Below are 24140 nucleotides of genomic sequence, written 5' to 3' on the forward strand. Positions count from 1 at the left end.
TTTCGTCAGTCATCTAAAATTTATCTCCACATAATAGCGTAAAGATTTTGATTCGATAGAAATTATTGTATCTGTAAAAATCATCTTCTGCCCGAAACAAAATAGTTATAGCAGCTTCCCTCCGTTGAAACCATACATGCTCCGTGAGCCGTATCGGGCGTACATTTTTTTCCAAACATCGGGCAATCGCAGGGCTTTATCTTTCCAACAAGAACATCCGCACACCTGCATCCGGGCGGCATATTGTCCTCATCAAGCATATCGCTTCCCGCGTCATATTTCTTGTATTCTTCTCTTAAGATAAGGCCTGAACCCGGAATTTTTCCCATTCCTCTCCAGGATGCATCAGAAGCTTTAAAATATTTTTCGATGATTTCTTTTGCCTTGATATTGCCTTCTTCTTTTACCGCGCTCTTGTACAGGTTCTTAAATCCGCCTTTTCCCTTCATCTTCACAAGAGAATATATGGTCAAAAGAAGCTGTGCGCCCTCAAATCCGGAAACTACAAAAGGAATGCCGAGTTCCTCAGAAAGTTCTTTGTAGATATCGCTTCCCGTAATTGTGGCAACATGCCCCGGAGCAATGAATCCGTCGATCCCACCGCCGTTTTTTACGACATATCTAATGACTTCGGGCATAGTCTTTAATGACGTAAGAAGCTTAAGATTATCAAGATTATTTTTTTCAGCTTCTTCCAAGACCATCGCATACACGGGCGTTGTGGTCTCGAATCCGATAGCGGCAAAAACATAGTTGTGATCCGAATCTTCTTTTGCAAGCTTAACCGTCTCCATTGGCGAATAGACCATCTTCACGTGCGCTCCCTCGCCCTTTGCTTCCGCAAGAGACATACTTGTACCCTTAACTCTTATAAGATCACCGAACGTAAGGACCACCGTATCGCTTCGCATGGAAAGCTCGATAAGCTTATCGATAACCGCGGTCACAGTAACGCAAACAGGGCATCCCGGTCCCGAAATAAGCTTTATCTTGTCGGAAAGCATGGAAGGAATGCCGTTTTCTGATATCGCAGCTGTATGGGTACCGCAAACTTCCATGATACGGACTTCGTCGCCGTCATAGTTTTTCAGTTCTTCTGCAATCTTTTTTATATCAAAACCTGCCATGTCAGTTACTTAAATCCTCAATTTCTTTCATAAGACTTTCAACTTCATCCGCAAGTTCATCACTCATTGTCTGAATGATACATCCCGCATGGACAAGAACTCTGTCGCCAACTTTCGTATCAACAAGTCCCGCATCGGCAACAACAATATTCCCGCTAAAATCAACGGTAGCCTTTGTGCCGTCCATACTTATAACTCTTCCGGGTATCGCAACACACATTTTTTACACCTCTTTCTGCGATAATAAACCATAATACGCCTGCCCGAGCGATATTCCCGCATCTCCCGCAGGCACAAACTCATTTATATATACACTAAAACCGTCTTCCGAAAGCGCGCTCACAGCCTTTTCAAGCAATATCCTGTTCGCAAAAACGCCTCCTGACAGACATACATTATTTTCTTTATGCTCGTCTCTGATAAGACGGCACATTTTGACGACAGCCCCTGCAAGTGCCTCGTGAAAAGCATATGCGATGGCTTCTTTTTCATATTTGCCGCTGTTATACGCCTTTTTTATATCATCAAAAAGTTTGAGCTGATTCGCAATAAGCATATCACCCGCCCTATCTATCTTAAATGAAATACAGGGCTTATTCAAATTCATGCCCCTTCTCGCGGCATTTTCAAGAAGTATCGCACATTCACCTTCATACGAATTTTGTTCTTTTATCTCAAGAAGCGCGCAGACACCGTCAAAAAGCCTGCCCGTACTCGAGCTCTCAAATGTATTTATATTATTTAAAAGAGCTGCCTTTATAAGCGGATCTATCCCAGCTCCTTCATTATTGCCGTATTCATAGCACGACTTAACGAGCTCCGCATTAACGGAAGCCTTGTCACCTCCGCATAGTTTCACATACGAAAGATGCCCTGCCCTTACAAATTCTGTGTTCTTGCAAAGCAAAAACTCTCCGCCCCAGATTTTTCCGTCAGTTCCATATCCCGTTCCGTCAAAAGAAACACCGATACAGCTCTCAAGCGAATTCTCAGCCATCACGGAAAGTGCATGTGCGTAATGGTGCTGAACTTCATAGAGCGGCAATCCCATTTCATCCGCTAGGTTCTTGCCATATTGCGCGGAATGATATCCCGGATGAAGGTCGCAGACGATCATATCGGGCTTTATATGATAGAGATCTATATATCTTTTTATATATTTCTTAAAGTTCTCAAGGCATCCCAAGTCCTCAAGATCACCGATATACTGCGATGTTATCACTCTGTCTTTTTTGGCAAAAGAAAAAGTGCTCTTTAAATCTCCTCCAAGTGCAAGAACGGTCTTATAACATCCCGATGTATTCTGTAATATAAGCGGAAGGGGTACGTATCCTCTTGCGCGCCTTATAAACAACATCTTTTCTGCATTATCCCGGCATTCTTCATTCGAAGTGAGTTTATCCGAAAGATTCTTATAAACAAATACCACAGAATCGTCCTGTGCCATGTTTATTCTTCGCTCATGTCTAAGAACGCCGTCAACACAGTGATTTTTGTAATCTTCATTACCACCTTCAACCATATCGCGCCTAAAGAAAACTTTATCGAATTCCGCGTCATCTGTCACCATCGCATCGCCCGATATGTTCGCGCTCGTAACGATAAGAGGTCCGAGCGCATCACACAAAAGCCTGTGAATTCCGGCAGAAGGAAGAAACGCCCCTATGTAATCGCTGTCTCCGCATACTTTCTTTGGAAAATCCTTTATCTTATCAAGAAGAACAATAGGCCTTGCGGATGACTTCAGGATCTGCTCTTCAAAAGGAGTTATTTTGCAATACTCTCTTACTTTCTCAGCCTCACTGAACATGATTGCAAAAGGCTTGCTCTCACGCCCCTTTATTTCCCGTAATTTTGCCGCAACATCTTCTTTGGGTGCACAGACAAGCTGATAACCCGAAACACCTTTTAAGCCCAAAATTTTGCCGTTTCGAAGAAGCTTAATTGCTTTAGAAACAGAAGCGCTTTTATCCTCAGTAAATGCCTCTCCGTTTTCTTTATACTCAAGAACAAACTGAGGTCCGCACTCAAAGCACGATACAGTCTGTGCGTGTCTTCGTCTTCCTACCTTGTAGTCGCTCGCACAGACAGGGCACATCTTAAAAGGCTTCATCGCGGTATTGTCCCTGTCGTAAGGAAGCGCATCCGCTATACTGATCCTTGGGCCGCACGATGCACAGCTTATCAAAGGATATCCGTATCTGACGTTACTCTCATCAAGCATCTCGGAAAGACAATCGTCGCATATCCCTATATCCGGCAGAAAAACAGGAAGTTCCGAGGAAAGATCAACATCCGCGCTTTCAACAATTGAAAACTCTTCGAACTCTACAGACTCATCCTTAGCTTCCGATATTTCAACATCTAAAATAAAAGCACCCGCAGGATATTCCTTCTTTAAGAGACAAGAAAATGCCCTTAGCCTATCTTCATCTCCCGCCGCAAGAATTTCTACAGCTGCTCCTATGTTTTTAACATAGCCTTTCAATCCGTATTCAGTTGCTTTTTGTGCAATAAAGGGGCGATAGCCAACGCCTTGTACCGCCCCTTTTACTTTGATCAAAAGTATCATTATTTATTATTTGTCTTCTTTTTTCTCAGCAGTATTTTCCTGTGCCGCTTTCTCCTGAGCTTCCTTCTCAGCCTTTGCCTTGGCTGCGGCAGCAGCTCTTTCTTTTGCAGCCTTCATAAGAGCTTCCTGAGCGGCAATAGCCTTCTCAGACTGCTTAAATGATTTTACAACCTTCTCACTGCCGGGCTCCTGGAATCTTGTTCCCATAGAAAGAGATTTCTTAGGGCAGCTGTCAACGCAGCATCTGCACTGAATACAGCTCATAGGTCTGATATTCCAAGTCTTTTCTACCTTATCAACCGTGATGGCATGAGTCGGGCACTTTATGGAACAAAGACCGCAAAGGATACAAAGATCCATATCATTCTCGACATGACCTCTTGTTCCTTCCGGAAACTCTTTCTCGGTTTTTCTGGTATATGGCTTTGAAAAAAGGTTTTTTATAATTGTATTTTTAAAACTAACAAATGCCATTTCAATCTCCTATCTGTGCTGTGTTCACGAAGTGCGATCATCTCTCTGTACAACTGATACAAGGATCGATCGTAAGTACAAGAATCGGAACATCAGCAAGATCGCAGCCTTTAAGGATCTCTACGAGACCTGAAAGGTTTGCAAAAGTAGGTGTTCGAACTCTCATTCTGTCAATGAACTTGGTTCCGTTTGCCTTAACGTAGTAAAGAGCTTCGCCTCTTGGCTGCTCGATTCTCATCATATACTCGCCGTTTGGCATTCCCTTAACAGGCGCCTCGATAGGTCCGTCAGGCATCTTTGCAATAAGCTGGTGAATAATATCAAATGCCTGGAAAATCTCCTGTATACGGCAATATGTACGAGCATATGAATCACCTTCACTGCTTACGATAGGCTCAAAGTTGACATCTCCGTAAGCACAGTATCCGGTAGATCTTATATCTCTTACAATTCCGCTTGCTCTGAGGAAAGGTCCGGTGCATCCGAGAGCATCTGCCTGCTCTGCGCTGAGAACACCGACTCCCTTAAGTCTTGTCTGTACGGCAGCATCCTCAAGGAAAGGTCTTGCGATAGCCTTAAGATCTTCTTCCATCTTGGAAATTCTGTTGTCAAAATCTTTGAGCTGATCGTCTGTGACATCTCTTCTGATTCCGCCAATCTTCATAACCGAGAAGATTACACGTCCGCCCGTAGACTCTTCAAACATATCAAGAGCTTCCTCTCTGAGTCTCCAGCAGTCCATATAAAGGCTCTCAAATCCGAAAGCATCTGCCAAAAGTCCGAGCCAGAGAAGATGTGAATGAATTCTGCTAAGCTCAGACCAGATAGTTCTCATATATCTGGCTCTTGCAGGTACCTCAATATCCATGATATGCTCAACAGCCTCGGAATAACCAAGACCGTGTCCCAAAGAACAGATACCGCAGATACGCTCTGCAACATATACCATCTCATTAAAATCTTTTTTATCAACCAGCTTCTCCAAACCTCTGTGGATGAATCCGATTGAAGGAATAGCCTCAACCACCTTCTCATCTTCCATAACAAGATCTAAGTGAATAGGCTCCGGAAGAACCGGATGTTGAGGTCCGAATGGGATTACACTTCTGTTAGACATTACAGTTCCTCCAATTATTTAAACGGTGTCTCTATAGCTGTGCGATAGAGCTTTCCTTCATAGTCAATATTTATCATCTTGATCTTTACTCCGAAGAGATCGTGCATCTCATTCTCATAGATGAATGCACAAGGGAAAATACTTGTGATACTGGAAATCTCATTCTCTTCGGGAAGAGTTATCTTAAGCTGCTTAACTTCAAGATCTTTTCCGAATGTATAAATAAGTTCAAAAGCATCCGGAACTCTTGTAGCGCACTGTTGCATAAGATGATATCCTGCAAATTTAAGCTTCTGAGACTCGTCAATGACATTCTCGGGATTAACATTTACAAACTCGGTATTCATTGTTTTTTGTCTCCTTTCTCAGTATTTGCCGCATTTGCAGCGGGTGCCGGAGTAGCGGCTGCAGCAGGTGCCACAGGCTTGGGAGCAGGCTTTGCAGAAGCTTTGATCTTCTCTTCCGCCTGTTCTCTTAGGGCCTCTTCCGTAAGAACAGCATCATACTGATCTGCAGGATTATAATCTTCCTCAGTCATATGAACAGCCATCTTGCTGTAGTCTACAGTACAATATCCGGCCTTCATTGACTGTTTTAACTTGTTCTTCTTTTCTTCAAGGATTCCAACCGCCTTAACAACGCCCTGAATAAGAGCTTCCGGTCTTACCGCGCATCCGGGAACATAAACGTCAACCGGAACGATCTTGTCGGCGCCACCCAAAATGTTGTAGCATTCCTTGAAGATTCCGCCGTCACATGCACAGATTCCGCACGCAACAACAACCTTTGGATCGGGCATCATGTTGTAAAGCTGTCTTACAACAGGTGCCGTCTGCGCATTCATTCCTCCCGTAAGCAAAAGTACATCTGCATGCTTGGGATTACCTGTATTAATAATTCCGAATCTCTCCACGTCATAAAGAGGAGTCATCGTAGCCAAAACTTCTATATCACAGCCGTTACAGCTGGATCCGTCATAATGTAACACCCATGGTGATTTAGATATTTTCATATATCATTCCCTCTTCTTATTTCAACACATTAAGAATAAGCAAATTTGTACCTGCAAAAATCAATATAACCGACCAGGTAACCTTGAGCATTGTCATGTACTTAACTCTGGGGAACAGGTTGTCGATAAGTGTTTCCAGGAAAAATACAACAGCACATGCGATAACAGCTCCAAGAATACTGATAGGTGCAGAAGTAACAAAGAACATTCCCACAATACCCATCATAAGTACCACATCATACCACTCTGCGATCTCGACAAGTGCAAGGTTTCCGCCGGAAAGATCCGTTGTAAGCCCCTTTACCATCTCCTGATGCATATGATGTGAAGTACTAAGGTCAAAAGGTGATTTCCTGAGCTTGATCAAAAGTACAAAGACAAAGCCTATAAAGAAGCCGGGAATCTGCGCAATAGCCGGAATATCTGCTTTCGCAAGTTCATCAACCATGAAGCTTCCGTTTGCATAATAGAATCCGATAGCAACAAGAAGTGTCATAGGCTCATAGCACATCATCTGCAAAAGCTCACGTTGTGCGCCCATTATACTGTATGGTCCGTTTGTTGAAAAAGCTGCAAGAACCATAACTACTTCTGACATGGAAAGCGCAAAGAATACTAAGAGCATATCTCCGCCGGCAAAAAACAACGCACCTGTAAATATAGTAAATACAAGATAACTTGTAACAAACAACACCTGAATACTGTTAACAACGGTTGTCTGCTTACTCATCAGCTTGGACACATCATAGAAAGGCTGAAACAGAGGGGGACCCTGTCTTCCCTGCATACGAGCCGAGAAAACTCTGTCGATTCCCGAAAGCAGACCACCTAAAACAGGTGCCAAAAGAATATATAATAAAACTCTTATGATCATATAAATATTCATCAGATAGCACCTCCGACAACAACAATAAGCATAACGGCAACCAGAACAGTCGCAACATAGATACATGGCTTTAAGAATTTCTTTTCACCAAAGACCTCATCCATGTACCAGTTAGACATATAAAGTGCTCTCTCCTTACCGAAAGAATCGATATAATGTCTGTCATCTCCTGCATTTACACCGGCAACGTAAGACATTGTCATCTTACTATTCTTACCGATGGACATTATTCTGGAACCGATAGGGATCATAAATACCATCGCAACCATTATCATCATGATGATAACATCGCTTCCGCCGATAACATCAGGGATATTTGTGTGATAAGCCTCATCAAGAATAGGCTGTATCATGTTTCCTGACATCCAGGGGAATGCAAAGCACATGATAACTATCATTGTAGTAAGAGGGAAAATAGATACCATCTCACTTCTCGGAGTTATATCTTCAAGTTCAAATGACTGATGAATAACCGCACAGATCTTACCGAGCCACTTTGCCCAGTAGAAAAGCGTACTTCCCGATCCGAAAACAAGGAAAAGAACAAGCCAAACAGAACCGGAATCTACGAATGATTTAAGAGCAGCCCACTTTGAAACAAGCATTCCAAACGGTGCCATGAACATTCCGCAAATACCGATTATCATGATAAATGCAAGTCTGGGAAGTTTGATTATAAGTCCATGCATATCCTCAATGTCACGGCTTCCCATACAGTTCTCAATATCTCCGACTGTCTGGAACAAAAGTGACTTTGAAACCGCATGAAACAGAACGAGCATAACTGCAGCCCAAACGCCTTCGGTTGTTCCTGTTCCCGCACATGCGGTAATAAGACCGAGGTTAGAAATTGTCGAATAAGCAAGCACCTTCTTGCCGTCGCTTACTGTAATCGCAAGAAGTGATGCCGCAAAGAAAGTAAATCCACCGATAACGGTGATCATAACTCCCGTAAGAGTTCCGAACATTACGGGCGCAAGTCTGATAAGCATGTATACACCGATCTTAACCATCGTTGCAGAGTGCAAAAGTGCACTTGAAGGTGTAGGTGCAACCATCGCTCCCAAAAGCCATCTTGAGAATGGGAACTGCGCACTCTTTGTAAGAGCGGCAAATGCAAATAAAGTTACCGGAACAATAATTGTAGTAGAAACACCGGGTGTGATCTCACTAAGATTCGAGATGCCGAGAACCATATTGCAATACATGAGTCCTGCCGCGAATCCGCATCCACCCAAAAGATTCATCCAGAGAGCTCTGAATGAGTTATTTACAGCCTCTTCTGTTCTTGTGTATCCGATCATAAGGAATGAACATACACTTGTGATCTCCCAGAAGAAATAGATAAATCCAAGATTATCTGAAGAAATAAGTCCGAACATTGCGCCAAGGAATACAAACATAAGCGCAAGGAAATATCCGGAACGGTCTTCAACATCTGTGTGATGATGGTGATAATCCTTCATATAACCTGATGCGTAGATACAGATAAGAATACCTACGAAACCAACGATCAAATACATTACGGCAGCAAATGTATCGATTCTGAGGCAAGTATTTCCTTCAACCGCCTTGTGTGTCAAATCCATCCAAAGTACGGGGATAGTTCCGACAAGCGAGAAAATAATTGCATAATACTTTTTGTACTTAATACTGAGAAAACATACAAGTCCCATTAAAAAGACTTCCCCACAAAGAATTACCTTTTCGGGAATTTCCGGATGTTCCAAGTATACAAATTGAGATGTATCACCGGACATTAGAACATTGACGGCAACATAAATAGCCACACCCATGATTGCAAAGCCACCTGCCATAATAAGAAGGCTTCTAAACAAACTGGCGTGCTTAAAAATAGATATTATAATTGCCATACAAAAGGGAAATAAAATAAGAAAATAAACTAAATTCAAAAGATTTGCCAAGGTGTTCGCCCCTTTCACATACATACTCACGAGTAACTCATTACTTCATAAATTTCTCGATAGCATCATTTAACTCAACGATAGCCTCTTCATCACCATCTGAAACAGCATGGACTATGCAATGGCTTATATGTTCTTTAAGTATTTCCTTGCCTGCCCCGTTTATTGCTGAACGTACAGCTGCCAATTGTACGAGTACTTCAGTGCAATCCCTGTCATCCTCAACCATTCTTTTAACCGACTCAAGGTGTCCGATAGCCTTGGAAAGTCTGTTAACAATAGCCTTCATCTTCTCAGGATCATGATGATGTTTATGGGTATGAGAACTCATAAAACCTCCAATAAATATATGCATTGTTATTTTTTTAACTTATATAGGACAAAAAAATAAATCTACATATATTTTTTAACAAAATATATTATATTCCTTCTAGGGAAAAATACAATAAAGATTATCTAACATTACTGATAATCTTATGTAAAAGATTGTAAAGGACTTTGGCTTCTTCTTCCGTAAGCTTAACACAGCTTCCTACCTTAGAAGGAATCGTGACAGCTTTATCCCTTAATTTCATACCGGAATCGGTAATTGAAACTACAAGATTTCTCTCATCTTTTTCAGATCTCTCACGTGTAATATACCCCTTACTCTCAAGCTTTTTAAGAACAGGCGTAAGTGTACCCGAATCAAGAAACAGACACTCTCCAAGCATTTTTACATTAACACTCTTCTTTTCCCACATGACCATCATGGTAATATACTGGGTGTATGTAAGATCCAGCTCATCAAGAAAAGGCTTGTACTTTCTGATAATCTCTTTTGAACATGCATATAATGGGAAACATAACTGATTACCAAGTTTTAAAGAATCATATTTTTCATTATTACAATTCATAAGCGTCTCCAAAAACAATTTTATCCTATTTAATCATATATCATTATATCACAATAGAGATTATGTGTTTGCAAAAAACAAAAACCCGCGAAAATCCTTTTGGGAAATTCACGGGTTGCAACGCCGATCAAAGCTTTGAATTATGATTCATATTTTTGATAGGAATGTTAGCATAAAGAGCCGGTGCGGATTTTCCACCGTTATCTTCAGCATCCAGACTTGTAATATTGATGTCAATTCCTTCCATATCTATCTCAGCATATTTCGAAAGCACTTCTATGATATCGCTTCTGATTTTTTGCATAAGCTCAGGTGAGCATGATGCTCTGTCTGAAACCAAAACAAGCTTCAGTCTATCCTTGGCTATATCACTTGAAGATTTCTTTTTGAAAAAATCAGTGATTTTCATAACTTTGCCCCCTTATCACTTTTTCTTAAACCAAGAAAAAAGTCCTCTCTTGGCTTCAAGGTCAAGAAATGGAACCTGTTCGCCTGTAATTCTGCGACAAATGTTCATGTATGCCTGGCCTGCAAGTGAATTGTCACCTACAAGAGGTTCACCGTTATTAGTCGCAACAACAATACTCTCATCATCCGGAACCTGACCTATAAGCTCGATAGCAAGGATATCTATAACGTCATCTGATGACATCATATCACCTCTCTTGACCATATCAGGGCGAAGTCTGTTTACTATGAGATGAGTCTTTTTAATCTCGTTTGCTTCAAGAAGCCCGATGATTCTGTCAGCGTCACGAACAGCCGATACCTCAGGTGTTGTAACAACAAGTGCTCTGTCAGCGCCGGCAATAGCGTTCTTGAATCCCTGTTCAATACCTGCAGGACAATCCAAAATAATATAATCGTAATCCTGCTTAAGTTCATCTGTAAGCTTCTTCATTTGCTCAGGAGTAACGCTTGTCTTGTCCTTAGTCTGTGCAGCGGGCAAAAGAAAGAGATTCTCATATCTCTTATCTCTGATAAGCGCCTGCTTAATCTTGCAGTTACCTTCAATAACATCAACAAGGTTGTAGACAATCCTGTTCTCAAGTCCCAAAACAACATCAAGATTTCGAAGTCCTATATCTGTATCAATAAGAACAACCTTCTTGTTCAGCTTTGCAAGGCCTGTTCCGATATTTGCGGAACTCGTAGTTTTACCTACTCCACCTTTTCCCGATGTTATAACTATAACTTCTCCCATAGTTTCCTCCGTTTACATATTAAATTGTCTCAAAAAAGAAGAACCGTAAACACTTTTTACGATGTGCCCGTTTTCGATATATGCAACTTCAGGCTCACTTTCTACCGTAGAAGGTTTCTTTCTCCCCAATTTGAGTTTGGCACTTTTTTCAGATTCAGGAGATATTGCGATAGAATCCGCGATCCTGACCTGTAATGGGTTGAGACTAAGTGCCATTACTACAGCATCTTTATCTCCGCCTGCACCGGCAAATGCATTGCCTCGCAGTTCTCCCAAGATAAATATGCTTCCATAGGAGATTACGTTAGCTCCCGGCTTAACGTCTCCTAAAATAACAATACTCTGTTCGCAGGAAATATCCTGACCGGATCTCAAACTGCCCTTATAAATAATTGCACTGTTCTGATCCACTTTTACTGTAGCATCCGACTTCTTGTTCGTATTGATCTCAAGAACAACATTATCGTTTGAAGCTGCGACATCTTCAAATTTTCTCTGAATATCTGACTCTTCGTCGATAATACATGTAATTGTAAGCATTGAATTATCTTTGATACTCTTTAGAACTTCATCTTCTTCCGATTCGGAAAGTTTTCTGCCTCTTATGATAAGGCCCATGTTATTCTTTCCGAGAAACGAAGATGCTTCCTTGAATTTCTCGCCAACTTCCGTGATAAGCGTTGAAAAATCGACCTCGGGATCCAAAACAAGAATGATGCCAGATCTTGTACCCTTAATTGTAACTAACTGACTCAATGTTTAATTCACCCAACCTTTATAAAAATCTATACTACAACAGTATAGGCTATTTTTGTAAAAAATTAAAGATATCAAAGCCCATTTATGCCAAAGGTTTGGTGGCTAAAAATAGCTTAATTATTACACATTTAAGAAAAAATGAGCTCCGGAAATCCGAAGCTCATTAATAATCTAATATTATTAGTTGAGACCGGCAGCCTGCTTAGCAACTTCCTCAGCGAAGTTCTCGTTCTTCTTCTCGATTCCTTCACCTGTCTCGAAACGTACGAATCTCTTGATAGAAAGATTAGCGTTATTGTCTTTAGCAACCTTAGCGATGTACTGACCAACTGTCTGCTTTCCATCCTCAGCCTTTACGAATACCTGCTCGTTAAGGCAGATTTCCTTAAGCTCTTTGTTGAGACGTCCGATAAGCATCTTCTCGATGATCTCCTGAGGCTTTCTCTTTCCTTCAGGAAGCTCCTCGTTCTCCTTCATAGCCTGAGCAAGAAGAATCTCCTTCTCGTGATCTCTGTATTCCTGTGAAACGTCCTCAGTTGCAACATACTTGGGATTAAGAGCTGCAACCTGCATAGCTACGTTCTTAACTGCTTCCTTGATGTTATCGTTAACAACATCTGTCTCAGCCTCAACCACAACAGAAATTCTTCCGTTTCCGTGTACGTAAGGAACTACGATACCGTTAGAAGCAACAACCTTCTCGAAACGTCTGATGCTGAGCTTCTCACTGATAACTGCTGTGATCTCAACAAGTGCATCGTTAACTGTCTTAGACTCATCAAGGTTCCACTTCTCAGCCATGAATGAATCAAGATCCTTGGCATCTGAATTAACTGCCTGCTGAGCAACTGCCTCAACAAAGCTCTGGAACTTGTCGTTCTGAGCAACGAAGTCTGTCTCTGAGTTAACTTCAACAACTGCTGCTGTCTGGTCGTCCTTAAGAACAACTCTTGTAAGACCTTCTGCAGCGATTCTGCTAGCCTTCTTCTCAGCCTTCATGATTCCGTTCTTTCTAAGGAATTCTACTGCTGCATCCATATCTCCGTTAGTTTCTGTAAGAGCCTTCTTGCATTCCATCATTCCTGCACCGGTAGACTCACGCAATTCTTTAACCATTGCTGCTGTGATAGCCATGTGTATTTTCCTCCGTTTTTATAATAGCAGCCAACCATATAATGATTGGCTGCACCAATTTAGTTCCAAATTATCAATCTATATTACTCTGCGTCTGCAACTTCTTCGATATCCTCAGCTGCCTCTGCAACGAACTCAGCTGCAACGTCAGCCTCAGCACCCTGATTAGCTTCGATAACAGCGTCTGCCATCTTACCAACGATAAGCTTTACTGCTCTGATAGCGTCATCGTTTCCGGGGATGATGAAGTCAAGCTCTTCAGGATCGCAGTTTGTATCAGCGATACCGATAAGAGTAATTCCAAGAGACTCAGCCTCCTGAATGCAGATTCTTTCCTTCTTAGGATCTACTACGAAAATAGCATCAGGGATTCTCTTCATATCTCTGATTCCGCCAAGGTTAGCCTGAAGCTTGGAAAGTTCCTTCTTAAGCTGAGCAACTTCCTTCTTGGGAAGAACTTCGAATGTTCCGTCTTCCTGCATCTTCTCGATAGTCTTCATTCTAGCGATTCTGCTCTGGATTGTCTTGAAGTTTGTAAGCATTCCACCGAGCCATCTCTCGTTGATGTAGTACATTCCGCAACGCTCAGCCTCTGACTTAACAGCGTCCTGCGCCTGCTTCTTTGTTCCTACGAAAAGGATTGTTCCACCCTGCTGTGCAATCTCGAATACTGCCTTGTAAGCCTCGTCAACCTTGATAACTGACTTCTGAAGGTCGATGATGTGGATTCCGTTTCTCTCTGTGAAGATGTAAGGAGCCATTTTAGGGTTCCATCTTCTTGTCTGATGTCCAAAGTGAACACCTGCTTCAAGTAACTGTTTCATTGATACAACGCTCATGATATTACCTCCATTTGGTTAGAATCTTCCGCACATCCTTGGCTCATATGATATATCAGCGCGTCTTCCGATATACAGAGCTCTCTTCTGATCGGTATGACCGACACCGGAAAGAGAATTAAATGTACGTGATTATTTGTTTTACCGTGAAATAGGCATAAACACACCTATGAACACAGCTTTTTAACTATATCACAAGGAAAAACATATTTCAAGTAAAAAAGCTGTGAAAATAAGTTATTTTCACAGCTTTAAAGCTAAAATTATTTAATACAAGGTCATTGTGTGATAGCTTTCGCTATTTCTTCATATGAAGCTCCCTGACTTATTGATTTGGTTCCGGAATGTATCTTTCTGTCCCAGCCTTTCTCAATAAGGAATTTGTTAAACTGAATGGCATCATCCACGAGTCCCGCATCATGTAAGATCTTAGCTACTTTATCGGACGATGAACCTCCCGGAATAGTAACCTGTACCGGATTTGCAGGAGAAGGACTCGATGTGCTCTCACCTGAATTGTCTTCAGGTTCCTCAGCGGGTTCTTCCTCTACTTCTTCAGGCTCTTCCTGAACTTCTTCTTTTTTCTTTTCTACGACAGGCTTTTCTTTTTCCTTATCCTTGTCTTTATTCTTGTCAGCATTCTTGGCACTTACAGAATTGCCTGCGGATGAAGCTTTTTCGACAGCTCCGCTTATACCGTTAGCAACAGTAGATGTGCCTGTGCCCGTGCCTATGCCGGCAGAAGTCTCAGGCTTTTCAATATCCGCACCTCCGGCAGCTGAATCGCTTGCAGATGTGTCAGGTAATGAGGGGCCTGCGTTGACTCCCTTTGCAGTATCCGTAACTTTATCTGCCGGAGCTGAATTATCTGGTTCCTCTTTTACCGCCTCGCCGGTACTTGCGTCTTCACCGGAATAATCCGAAAGAACACCGCCTTCAACCATTCCGAGATCTTTTGCTTTCTCGATCACCTCGGCATCGCTGACCGGTGCATTTCTGGCTCCAAGTGCAAAGCCCATGATTATAGCGGTAAGTACAACGCCAAGACCAATCCCCCTAAGGTAATATTTTAGTTTCATTTACAGAGTATTCCTCACTTAACTTTTCTGTGCTTGTTGGAAAGATCTATCACAAGCTTAACTTCTCCGATACCCAGACCAAGTTCTCTTGCAATAACCATATTTGATTTTCCGGCCTTATGCATCTCGATGATCTGTCTGTTCTGCGAGATCGGATCGGCTGCTGTGAGTTCTTTCATGTTCTTATCGGGATTGGTGCTCTTAGCTTCAACTCTCACAGCTTCAGTAATGGGAACAACTTTGGCATTCGGCTGTTGCTCCTGTATAGGCTTAACTTCCTCTTCATCGGTAGAAGTGTTTCCTACAACATGAAGCCCCATAGCTTCTTCGGGAGTTATAACTTTAGCTGTGATCTTTTCAAGTTCCATGACAGGCTCTTTTTCAACAGCTGCAGAAGGAGCGGCAGATGCAACCGGTGTAACAGGTATGATTTCATCTGACGGAGCGGGAGTAATGATCTTCTCCTCTACCTCTTTTACAACTTTCTTGGCCTCATCGGCTTTCTTAGTTACTTCGGAAACCACGGAAGTGAGGTTCTTATGCTTATCGTTAAGCATGTCATACATGAACATTACTTCATCATGATTCTTGTGTATATCGTTGATCACAGTATCGGAATATTCTCCGATAGCGGAAAGTTTTTCGTTTGATATACGTTCCATTGCTCTCTCTGTTCTGTCCAAAGAAAGATCTACGGTATCGTCTACCATATTTTCAATATTTTCTCTCTGATCTTCAACTTCACGACGAACAAGCTCACGGATTTCTCTCTCCATGAGCATCTTATCTTCCTCGTCAAGTTCCTTTCCCGCAGGAAGAAGGTAACCCAATATTATTGCCGCGAATCCGACAACGATGAGAACAATCTCTGTAATACTAATCATTTATCCGCCTATTTTACTAAAAAATTCAGGCACCGTGCCCGTTTCCACCATTATAATATAGAAATGTTAAATCTTCAAATCAAAACCGTGAGAAATACCAAGATCTACAGGCTTTCCATTTCGGTCGAGCATGTGCTCCGAAATTTTTTCCATTTTCTCAACTGATAGCTGTCTTTCTAAAATGGGATTATTCTCATTCTTTTCGTCCTGCTTCTTTTTTCTGTTTTTTCCGCCGTCCCCCGCGTATTCATTACCGCCTTTCTCGCCGGCATCCGCAGAAACTTTGGCTCCGCTAACGTCATCCTTTTGAATAACCGAATTGCGCTGGTTATCAACTTCTTCGTTAAACTGAGTCTGAAAGTTCTGCCTGTCCATCATGGGTCTTGCATCCTCCGACGCCTTCACCGCGGAAACCTCATTAGAAGCAGCGATCACGCCAAAGTCAATTCTGTTTATTGACATGGTTCTCTCCTCCGTTTAGATAGGTGCTAATCTTACATCTCCTTCCCTGACAACAAACTTGCTGTACTGAACAGGTTTCTTTACGATCATGGACAACTCACCGATATTAACGGTAGTTCCGGGATATGCGGTTCCCTCAACCACAACCTCGGCTTCCTTTGCTTCCGCAAGTCTTTCCATAAGATTTGCATATTCCTCCGAGTCATCCTGAATCTGTTCCGTAAGGGTCTTGTTTAACTCTATAAGTTTCTTTGCACTTTCGACCTGCTGAGGGCTAAACTTTACTCCCGCCTTGAGCATCTTGGTAAAGCCTTCGATAGTAGGTTTTATGCTCTCTATACTCTTCTGTGCTTCGGTCATTTCTTTCTGAAGCTCTTTGAGTCTTTGCTTAAGCTGCGGATCTGCTCCAACTTCTATGATGGTATTTGCCCCCATCTCAGATCCGAGAACCTTAGCCTGAATCTTGTCTGCAGCACTAACTCTTCCTCCGGCGATAAAGCCTCTTCGTCCGGTTACGTTTACCTCTGTTCCCGAGGAAACGTTTGAGTGGAGTATGCATTCACTTGTGATGCATCCCCTTGCGCTCACATTGGCATTCTCAATAAATCTTGTGACTATATTGCCACCGGCCTTAATATTTCCGCCGGCTTTTGCTCCGCATTCAAGGATTATATCGGCGCCGGCATCAAGAACGGCTCCTTCAACAATACCTCTGACAATGATGTTTCCGCCTGCCTTTACGCTAAAGTTGGTTGCAACAACACCGTTTACCTCAACACTTCCTTCATAATCAATGTTACCTGTGGCAACATCAACATTCTCAAGCTGCAATACATCGGAAACAACAACTTTACCTTCGCTCAAAGTTACATGACCTGACTTTCCTGCCTTAAGTGTAAGCTTATCTTCCGAAAGAATGGTATTCTTACCCGCTCTGATATGTGAAGGCTTAACAACGGCAGGCTTTATCTGTTCTCCGTAAACATTTATTCCCGGCACTCCCGGAATCTCCTTATGAAGTGTAGCGAGTAGGTCACCTTCATTTATATTATTGATCAGATTAAGATGGAAATAGTCTACACTTCCATCCTCTTTAAGTGTGGGGCGTGCTCTTAAGTTGGTATTAAAGTGATACTCAACGTATGCATTCTTACCCTGAACAACTTCTTTTCCCTGAGCTATAATTATTTCCTTACAGTACTCTCTATGTTCAAAAAATGCTTTTATGTTTTCGTCCTGAATTCCATAAGTGAACTTTCTATAAGCAATCGAGCTTCTGAACTCATTCTCCGTCATAAGCTGCGCACCTTCTGTCGGCGGATAGAAAAATGCCGTGACAGTCATTTTATCCTTGGAAACGTCAAACTTTACCCCTTCTCGTTCAGGATGTACCTGCGTTTCGGTAAAAATGTAGACGTTTGCATCAGACTTGGTCACAGCATCATTTAGCTTGATTACATCGTATTGAATTTTTCTTTCGTCCAAGTACTCACGAACGTCATTAACGTTAAGCGGCTTACCTCCATCGGTTGGGGCGTAAATTCTGATACCGGTTCCCTGCGGTGTGTTTACGAGTTGAAAATATCCGTTCATACAAATCCTCTTCCATAAATAAATTTCCTACTATCTTGAGTTTGTAATAATACCCAGATAGTCTCCCAGCTTTTCGCGCATCTTCTGCAGCGCCTTTGTGTGAAGCTGTGACACTCTCGACTCTGAAACCTCCAGAACCTCACTTATCTCCTTTAATGTAAGCTCCTCATAATAGTAAAAGAGTATGACCTTTTTCTCCTTGTCTGTAAGATGTTCCAAGGATTCGGCCAACATCTTTTTAAGTTCCTCCTTTTCTATAGCCTCCTCAGGCTTTGTGAAACCTGAACCGGTAGCATTGCTTGCATCATCGGCAATATCCGCGCCCTGATCCATGAACTCATTTAAGGAAACAACCCCCGTAACCTTCATCTGGTTCTGCCAGTTCTGGTATTCATCTTCAGTAATATCCATTTTTGCCGCTATTTCGGCATCTGTAGCAATATGACCGCTCTCTTTTTCAATCTCTCTGATGGCAGTCTCAATCTTCTTCTGTCTCTGTCTTATAGTTCTGGGAATCCAGTCCATCTTGCGGATCTGATCAAGGATTGCTCCTCTGATCCTCAGACTGGCATAAGTTTCAAACTTAACGTCTTTCATGAGATCAAACTTATCAATGGCATCTATGAGTCCGAAAATGCCATATCCTACAAGATCGTCATATTCGACATTAAATCCAAGATACATGCTAAGTCTTCCGGCTACAAGCTTGACAAGAGGAGCATACTCTAATATGAGCTGCTCTCTGAGTTCACCGGATTTGGTATTACCATATTCTGTCCATAATTTATTTCTAGCTGCATCATCCATGTGTAAGTTTCCCCGGTTCTATTTTTTTACTGAGGAATGTCGTGTACTTCCATATTATCGACATCTTCCCCGGCACTACTTTCTGCCTCCATTGCTGCTCTTGCCTCTTCCTCGAGTCTCTCAGCTTCAAGTTTTTCGGCCAAAGCTTTCTCGTAGTTAATATCTAAAAACTTGGCGATCATCTTCTCCGTGATAAGTCCGATTACCAAAAATATAACTACCGAAACAAATACAATAAAAATCCACTCACCCGCCGGATAGTGCTTAAAGAACGTAAACACTGAAACAACAGCCGTTGCTGAAAGCACTATCAGGGGAGTTATTAGTTTGGTATTAATTTTCTTCAGTTCATCTAAATCGGTATTCATATGATTTTTTCAGGCTTTCCTACAGCTCTGATAATATAGTTTCCGTTTTCGGGATAAAAAATAACTGTCCGTCCGTACGAATCACCGGTATCCTGAGCAAGTACAGGAATATTAAGCTCCTTTAATTTTTTTAGTGATGCCGCAACATTTCTGTCACCGACACGCATCGTGGCATTGTTTGACTGGAAAGCAAACATCTGCGCGCCGCCGGCAATCTTTGCCACAAGACGTGATTTATTACCGCCTTTGGCAATTATGAGCCTGACAAGTTCTTCAATTCCTGTATCGGCAAATTTAGGTATATTCGAATTGTTCCTAATCTCAGTTGAATCCGGCAACATTACATGAGCCAGCCCACCAATCTTGGTAACAGGATCCCTTATAGCAATTCCAACGCAGGACCCAAGCCCCAAAGTTGTAATTCCGTCGGGGCTGACACAAATATTCAGATCGGCCATTCCAACCTTAATTATTTGACTCATATTAGCCCCTTCACGAATCTGAAACGTCTCCCATGCCTAAAGAAGAGAGAATTTTACGGTATCCATCAATATCAGGTAAAAGAATAAAATAACCGCTCAACTTAAGTTCATCAAAGAACTGTGTCTCAATAAGAAGGATTTTGTCACCCATCATTCCAAACTGGATCGCGGGAACACTAAGTATCGCCGCAGCCATATCAATGGCAACATATGGAATAGATGGAATGAGTTTTAGGTTTGTCATCATGGAAAGTGAATTGAGATACGAACCGGTAATGATATTACCGACTTCTTTAAGGGCTGACATCTCAACTTCATCAAAATCCTGATCTTCAGGCTTGGGGCCTGTACCCATAAGCTGATCAACCAAATGTCTGGCTGCCTGTTTGCCCAAGAGGAACATGATGCTTCCGTCGATATCGCCGTCAACAGCAAGATAAATACCTGCCATTATCTTCTCAGCTCCGCCCATGAGGTCTCCGACATCTTTGAAGTCCAGAAGTCGTACCTGCGGAACACACATATCAACCTTTGTTCCGATCATCTGAGCAAGCGCTGTAGTTGCATTCCCGGCACCGATATTACCAAGTTCCTTCAGCACGTCAAAATACTTGTCGGATAAATTATCCAAACTCATGTCTGCCATAAAATAAATCCTCCGAATTAACTTGCGTTAGACGCTTTTTCTTTTGATTCTTTCTCAGACACAACCGCATCGAGATCGAGTATTGAAACCAGTCCGCCGTCGTAATGGCCTACGCCGCTGACAAAAGAAACTTTTGACTGTCCTTTCTTATCGTCGTAACGGACTTTCTCAATGTCTTTTTCATTAAGTGTAAGAACCTGATTAACCTGATCCACGATTATACCTACAAGATCACCTGCCTCAGTCTTTAAGATGATTATTCTTGAAGCGCCTGTGATCACGTCTTCGGAAAGTCCCATCTTCATTCTTACACTCATAACAGGAACAATCTCGCCTCGGATATTGATAACTCCCTTAAGGAATGCGTCTACCTTTGGCACTCTCGTAATCTGCTGCATTCTTACAATGTTGTCTATAAATTTGATGTTGATGCCATACTGCTCATCATCAATCTTTATAACTATATACTGAATAAGTTCGCCTTTATCGGCTTTTTCTTTAACTTCTTTTATCTCATTCATATTCGGCTCATCCTTTCTTCGCTAAAAAAATGTTACCATCAGAAAATTGAATTGGTATCAAGAATAAGTGCGATCTCACCATCACCAAGGATAGTAGCTCCGCTTATAAGCTTGCACTTATTTGTGTATTTACCCAAAGGCTTGATAACGATTTCCTGCTGTCCCATAAGTTCGTCGATAACAAGTCCGATCTGCTGGTCTCCTTTTCTTGCGATAACAACTACCATATCGTCGTCGGGTGATTTACTTGACTCTGTATCAAGCACTTCATTGAGTCTTACGATAGGTGTTACGCTTCCACGAAGATTTATAACTTCTTTATTCTCTACAAGTTTAAGGTCTGAAGGAGATACATCTTCAATACTCTGGATTGAATCAAGAGGTATTGCATACTTCTCATCTCCGACAATAACCATGAGAGCCTGAATAATAGCAAGTGTAAGAGGAAGTCTGATGATCCAGGTGGATCCTGCTCCAAGCTTGGTATTAACGGATACCTCACCGGAAAGAGATTCAACTTTGGATTTAACAACGTCAAGTCCTACACCACGTCCTGAAATTTCAGAAACCTGCTTTGCTGTTGAGAATCCGGGATGGAATAAGAGCTCTACGCACTGCTTCTCTGTCAAAAGAGCTGCCTGCTCGGGAGTAACTATTCCTTTCTCGATAGCTTTGTTCTTAACAGCTTCCGCATCTATTCCGTTACCGTCATCGCCAACCTCGATAACAACGCTGTTACCGTCCTGGAAAGCGTGAAGGAAAATCTGTCCTACTTCCGGCTTGCCTCTCTGGGCACGGATATCGGCTGCTTCAATTCCGTGGTCGGCACTGTTTCTGATAAGGTGCATCAAAGGATCACCGATCTCATCAACCACGGTTCTGTCCATTTCTGTATCTTCACCGGTCATTGTCAGTTCCATCTTCTTGCCGAGAGTCTTGTTAAGATCTCTGATCATACGAGGGAACTTCTGAAGAACACTCTCGATAGGAACCATTCGAACTTTCATAACTGATTCATGAAGATTTGTGGTAACACTCTCAAGATATTCAATCTGCTCATTAACGTTTCCGTTGCTGACACCTGAAGTATTAGCTGCGGAAATAAGAGAGTTCTTTGCAATGATAAGCTCAGAGACAAGGTTCATAAGAACATCCAGTTTCTCGATATCAACACGGACTGTTCTGTTTACGACAGGCTTGCCTAAAGGCTTCTTGCCGCCTGCAGGTCCTGCTGCGGGTGCCTTTCCTGCTGCAGGTGCGGGCGTAGGTGCTGCTCCCTGTGTGGGAACGGCTGCCGGTGCTGCTGCAGCTGCAGGTGCAGGCTCGGGAGTTTCCTCTGCTGCAGCTTTTTCTGCATCGAGGTCGAATTCTCCACATTCGCATCCTGCCACTTCGGAAACAGACTTAACTATTTCCATGACCTTCTCTTTTGACTCATCTGTGATTATTACAAGGCTGAATGAGAAATCAAATTTCTCATCTTCTATATCCTGTGTATTAGGCTCGGAAACAACAATTTCACCGATCTCTTCGATTCCCTTAAATACAAGGAAACCTCTGGCTGCCTTAAGAATACAGGATTCCTGAATATGTACGGTAACACCGAAAACATTCTTTCCCTGAGATTTAGCTTCTTCCAAAGTAGTTCTTGCGGAAGAATCAAGCTTGATAGCTCTGTAGTCACTCGCGGGATCTGCACCGGGTTCAACTGCAGGAGCTGCACTTTCTGCAGACTCCGAAGCCTCAGCTACTCCATCGGAAGCTGCAGCTTCTGCTCCTGTATTACCCGATCTGATATCGGCGAGCGCTTTAATGATATTCTGGTGTTCTTCAGTACCTTCGTCCTGATTCTCGGTAATGTTGTCAACATATCCCTGAATAGCGTCAAGACACTGAAGAAGCACATCGATCATCTCTGATTTGATCTTGATCTTACCGGCTCTGACATCGGAGAAAACATCCTCCATGTCATGAGTAAGATTCTGCATTCTGGTATAGCCCATTGTTCCGGCCATACCTTTCATTGAGTGAGCGGATCTGAAAATTTCATTGATACAATCCTCATTTTCAGGATCTTGCTCAAGAACCATGATGTTGTCGTTTAAAGACTGAAGGTGCTCCTTTGCTTCATCAAGAAAGACACTTAGATACTGAGAAACATCCATAATCAATCTACCTCCATAAGAAAAATTGTTTAGTCATGCAAATTGTGTTTGTTTTCATCGGTAGTTAATGGAGGGGATATGGATCGTCAGATATGAAAGATTAAAAGTAAAACCCTCAATTAACACCAACACTCATTATTATTTCCTGGGCGATGTCATCAAGTTTTACAACCTGATCGACAAGTCCAGCTGTTGCTACTGATTTGGGCATTCCGTAAACGGTGCAGGTGCTTTCGTCCTGGCCGATTACATGTACTTTTTTCCTAGATTTCAGATTCTTGATTCCCTCAGTTCCATCGGCGCCCATTCCGGTCATTACTACGCAGCAGATCTCATCGTAATCAGAATCAACAAGTGATTCATACATGAAATTTGCACAAGGTCTTACGCCTTCTCTGGTCGGTCCATCCATATAGTGGATAACACTTTTTCCTGCATTCTTAACGATATGCATGTGTTTGCCGCCCCTTGATATATATACCGTTCCCGGTGCCAATATATCGCCTTCTGCGGCTTCCTTAACACGGACCTCACTCAGAGAATCAAGCCTTTCAGCAAGTGATGCTGTAAAGCCTTCCGGCATGTGCTGAACTATAACTACAGGGGTTTTGAGGTTTTTGGGAAGCCTTGGTATTACAGACTGTAACGCCCTTGGGCCGCCCGTTGAACTTGCTATTGCAACGATTCTGTTTCCCGTGATCTTGCTCGCGGATTTTGTGACCAGTTCAACAACTTTACGTGATTCCTTAACTTCATCAAATGAAAAGGCTTTTGTTGAACCCGGTGCTTTACTGTTTGCAACAGCTGCAAGTGTATTCAGGAAAAGCTTACAAAACTCTTCGCCCTTACACTCAGACGCTCTGTCCGGCTTGTGCACGAAATCAAGCGCACCCAGATCAAGCGCATCCATTGTTACTTTTGCACCTTCCTTAGTATCGGTGCTGGCCATCATTATCTTGGCTTTTATTCCGTTCTTATGAAGTTCTTTAAGCATTGTGATACCGTCCATTCTCGGCATATTAATATCAAGTACGACAGCATCATAAGTATTCTGCTTTAAAAGCTCCAATCCCTCAATTCCGTCTTTAGCCTTGTCAGCTACCTGGAATCTTGAATCTGAGTTAATAATATCACTAAGAACTGTTCTCATAAGTGCAGAATCATCAATTATCAAAATTTTTTTCATAA

The 24140-nt window shown here is 42.3% G+C and carries 27 protein-coding genes; all 27 read right to left on the minus strand.

All coding sequences use genetic code 11. The features are described from left to right. Positions 1 to 80 precede the first annotated feature (80 nt). The 27 genes from hypD to DL92_RS0102760 all read right to left on the minus strand — a co-directional run bounded on the left by hypD (position 81) and on the right by DL92_RS0102760 (position 24138). Positions 81 to 1127: a hydrogenase formation protein HypD gene (gene hypD, locus DL92_RS0102630; protein ID WP_034468349.1), complete on the minus strand. Its 1047-nt coding sequence runs from the start codon at positions 1125 to 1127 to the stop codon at positions 81 to 83. A gap of 1 nt (position 1128) precedes the next feature. Then, positions 1129 to 1347 carry a HypC/HybG/HupF family hydrogenase formation chaperone gene (locus DL92_RS0102635; RefSeq protein WP_026654790.1) on the minus strand — a complete coding sequence of 73 codons (219 nt, stop codon included), beginning with the start codon at positions 1345 to 1347 and terminating at the stop codon, positions 1129 to 1131. Between the two features lie 3 nt (positions 1348 to 1350). After that, positions 1351 to 3699: a carbamoyltransferase HypF gene (hypF, locus tag DL92_RS0102640; protein ID WP_034468351.1), complete on the minus strand. Its 2349-nt coding sequence runs from the start codon at positions 3697 to 3699 to the stop codon at positions 1351 to 1353. 6 nt (positions 3700 to 3705) lie between these two features. After that, positions 3706 to 4173, minus strand: coding sequence for a 4Fe-4S dicluster domain-containing protein (locus DL92_RS20620; protein ID WP_026654788.1), 468 nt, complete (start codon positions 4171 to 4173; stop codon positions 3706 to 3708). A gap of 37 nt (positions 4174 to 4210) precedes the next feature. Then, positions 4211 to 5290 carry a hydrogenase large subunit gene (locus tag DL92_RS0102650; RefSeq protein WP_026654787.1) on the minus strand — a complete coding sequence of 360 codons (1080 nt, stop codon included), beginning with the start codon at positions 5288 to 5290 and terminating at the stop codon, positions 4211 to 4213. Between the two features lie 14 nt (positions 5291 to 5304). Continuing rightward, entirely contained in the window at positions 5305 to 5637 is a 333-nt protein-coding gene (locus DL92_RS0102655; protein ID WP_026654786.1) for an NADH-quinone oxidoreductase subunit C, read from the minus strand. Beyond that, on the minus strand, positions 5634 to 6302 hold the full coding sequence (locus tag DL92_RS21725; protein WP_026666830.1) for an NADH-quinone oxidoreductase subunit B family protein: 669 nt from the start codon (positions 6300 to 6302) through the stop codon (positions 5634 to 5636). The genes DL92_RS0102655 and DL92_RS21725 overlap by 4 nt, the downstream gene beginning before the upstream one ends. Before the next feature lie 16 nt (positions 6303 to 6318). Further along, a complete protein-coding gene (locus DL92_RS0102665; RefSeq protein ID WP_026654783.1) occupies positions 6319 to 7188 on the minus strand; it encodes a respiratory chain complex I subunit 1 family protein in 870 nt (289 codons plus the stop codon). After that, positions 7188 to 9005 carry an NADH-quinone oxidoreductase subunit 5 family protein gene (locus DL92_RS0102670; protein WP_242845827.1) on the minus strand — a complete coding sequence of 606 codons (1818 nt, stop codon included), beginning with the start codon at positions 9003 to 9005 and terminating at the stop codon, positions 7188 to 7190. The genes DL92_RS0102665 and DL92_RS0102670 overlap by 1 nt, the downstream gene beginning before the upstream one ends. A gap of 148 nt (positions 9006 to 9153) precedes the next feature. Next, a complete protein-coding gene (locus tag DL92_RS0102675; protein ID WP_081811827.1) occupies positions 9154 to 9444 on the minus strand; it encodes a metal-sensing transcriptional repressor in 291 nt (96 codons plus the stop codon). A 121-nt stretch (positions 9445 to 9565) separates the two neighbouring features. Further along, the gene (locus DL92_RS0102680; protein WP_026654780.1) at positions 9566 to 10009 is read right to left on the minus strand and encodes a MarR family winged helix-turn-helix transcriptional regulator; all 444 of its coding nucleotides are present in this window, start codon (positions 10007 to 10009) and stop codon (positions 9566 to 9568) included. A 127-nt stretch (positions 10010 to 10136) separates the two neighbouring features. Further along, the gene (gene minE / locus DL92_RS0102685) at positions 10137 to 10418 is read right to left on the minus strand and encodes a cell division topological specificity factor MinE (protein WP_026654779.1); all 282 of its coding nucleotides are present in this window, start codon (positions 10416 to 10418) and stop codon (positions 10137 to 10139) included. Between the two features lie 15 nt (positions 10419 to 10433). Then, positions 10434 to 11213 (minus strand): septum site-determining protein MinD, encoded by a 780-nt coding sequence (gene minD / locus DL92_RS0102690; protein WP_026654778.1) that lies wholly within the window; start codon positions 11211 to 11213, stop codon positions 10434 to 10436. 12 nt (positions 11214 to 11225) lie between these two features. Continuing rightward, complete coding sequence (gene minC / locus DL92_RS18030) at positions 11226 to 11969, minus strand: septum site-determining protein MinC (RefSeq protein ID WP_051199086.1); 744 nt, start codon at positions 11967 to 11969, stop codon at positions 11226 to 11228. A gap of 183 nt (positions 11970 to 12152) precedes the next feature. Continuing rightward, positions 12153 to 13106, minus strand: coding sequence for a translation elongation factor Ts (gene tsf / locus DL92_RS0102700; protein ID WP_026654777.1), 954 nt, complete (start codon positions 13104 to 13106; stop codon positions 12153 to 12155). A gap of 83 nt (positions 13107 to 13189) precedes the next feature. Then, entirely contained in the window at positions 13190 to 13945 is a 756-nt protein-coding gene (rpsB, locus tag DL92_RS0102705; RefSeq protein WP_026654775.1) for a 30S ribosomal protein S2, read from the minus strand. Between the two features lie 278 nt (positions 13946 to 14223). Beyond that, positions 14224 to 15024 (minus strand): MltG/YceG/YrrL family protein, encoded by an 801-nt coding sequence (locus DL92_RS0102710; protein WP_155840985.1) that lies wholly within the window; start codon positions 15022 to 15024, stop codon positions 14224 to 14226. A 14-nt stretch (positions 15025 to 15038) separates the two neighbouring features. Continuing rightward, positions 15039 to 15908 (minus strand): DUF6115 domain-containing protein, encoded by an 870-nt coding sequence (locus DL92_RS0102715; RefSeq protein ID WP_026666833.1) that lies wholly within the window; start codon positions 15906 to 15908, stop codon positions 15039 to 15041. A gap of 66 nt (positions 15909 to 15974) precedes the next feature. Then, the gene (locus DL92_RS0102720; protein WP_026666834.1) at positions 15975 to 16370 is read right to left on the minus strand and encodes a hypothetical protein; all 396 of its coding nucleotides are present in this window, start codon (positions 16368 to 16370) and stop codon (positions 15975 to 15977) included. Between the two features lie 15 nt (positions 16371 to 16385). Next, the gene (locus tag DL92_RS0102725) at positions 16386 to 17963 is read right to left on the minus strand and encodes a DUF342 domain-containing protein (RefSeq protein WP_026666835.1); all 1578 of its coding nucleotides are present in this window, start codon (positions 17961 to 17963) and stop codon (positions 16386 to 16388) included. Between the two features lie 30 nt (positions 17964 to 17993). Beyond that, positions 17994 to 18770: a FliA/WhiG family RNA polymerase sigma factor gene (locus DL92_RS0102730; protein WP_026654770.1), complete on the minus strand. Its 777-nt coding sequence runs from the start codon at positions 18768 to 18770 to the stop codon at positions 17994 to 17996. A gap of 26 nt (positions 18771 to 18796) precedes the next feature. Next, complete coding sequence (locus DL92_RS0102735; protein ID WP_026654769.1) at positions 18797 to 19138, minus strand: hypothetical protein; 342 nt, start codon at positions 19136 to 19138, stop codon at positions 18797 to 18799. After that, positions 19135 to 19620 carry a chemotaxis protein CheD gene (locus DL92_RS0102740; RefSeq protein WP_026654768.1) on the minus strand — a complete coding sequence of 162 codons (486 nt, stop codon included), beginning with the start codon at positions 19618 to 19620 and terminating at the stop codon, positions 19135 to 19137. Before DL92_RS0102740 ends, DL92_RS0102735 begins: the two co-directional genes overlap by 4 nt. A 10-nt stretch (positions 19621 to 19630) precedes the next feature. After that, entirely contained in the window at positions 19631 to 20266 is a 636-nt protein-coding gene (locus DL92_RS0102745) for a chemotaxis protein CheC (RefSeq protein WP_026654766.1), read from the minus strand. A gap of 17 nt (positions 20267 to 20283) precedes the next feature. Next, positions 20284 to 20787, minus strand: coding sequence for a chemotaxis protein CheW (locus tag DL92_RS0102750; protein ID WP_026654765.1), 504 nt, complete (start codon positions 20785 to 20787; stop codon positions 20284 to 20286). A 38-nt stretch (positions 20788 to 20825) separates the two neighbouring features. Beyond that, complete coding sequence (locus DL92_RS0102755) at positions 20826 to 22952, minus strand: chemotaxis protein CheA (RefSeq protein WP_026666837.1); 2127 nt, start codon at positions 22950 to 22952, stop codon at positions 20826 to 20828. A 115-nt stretch (positions 22953 to 23067) separates the two neighbouring features. After that, positions 23068 to 24138 (minus strand): protein-glutamate methylesterase/protein-glutamine glutaminase, encoded by a 1071-nt coding sequence (locus tag DL92_RS0102760; protein WP_081670603.1) that lies wholly within the window; start codon positions 24136 to 24138, stop codon positions 23068 to 23070. Positions 24139 to 24140: the final 2 nt, after the last annotated feature.

The organism is Butyrivibrio sp. AE2005 (assembly GCF_000686965.1).
GTDB lineage: Bacteria > Bacillota > Clostridia > Lachnospirales > Lachnospiraceae > Butyrivibrio > Butyrivibrio hungatei_A.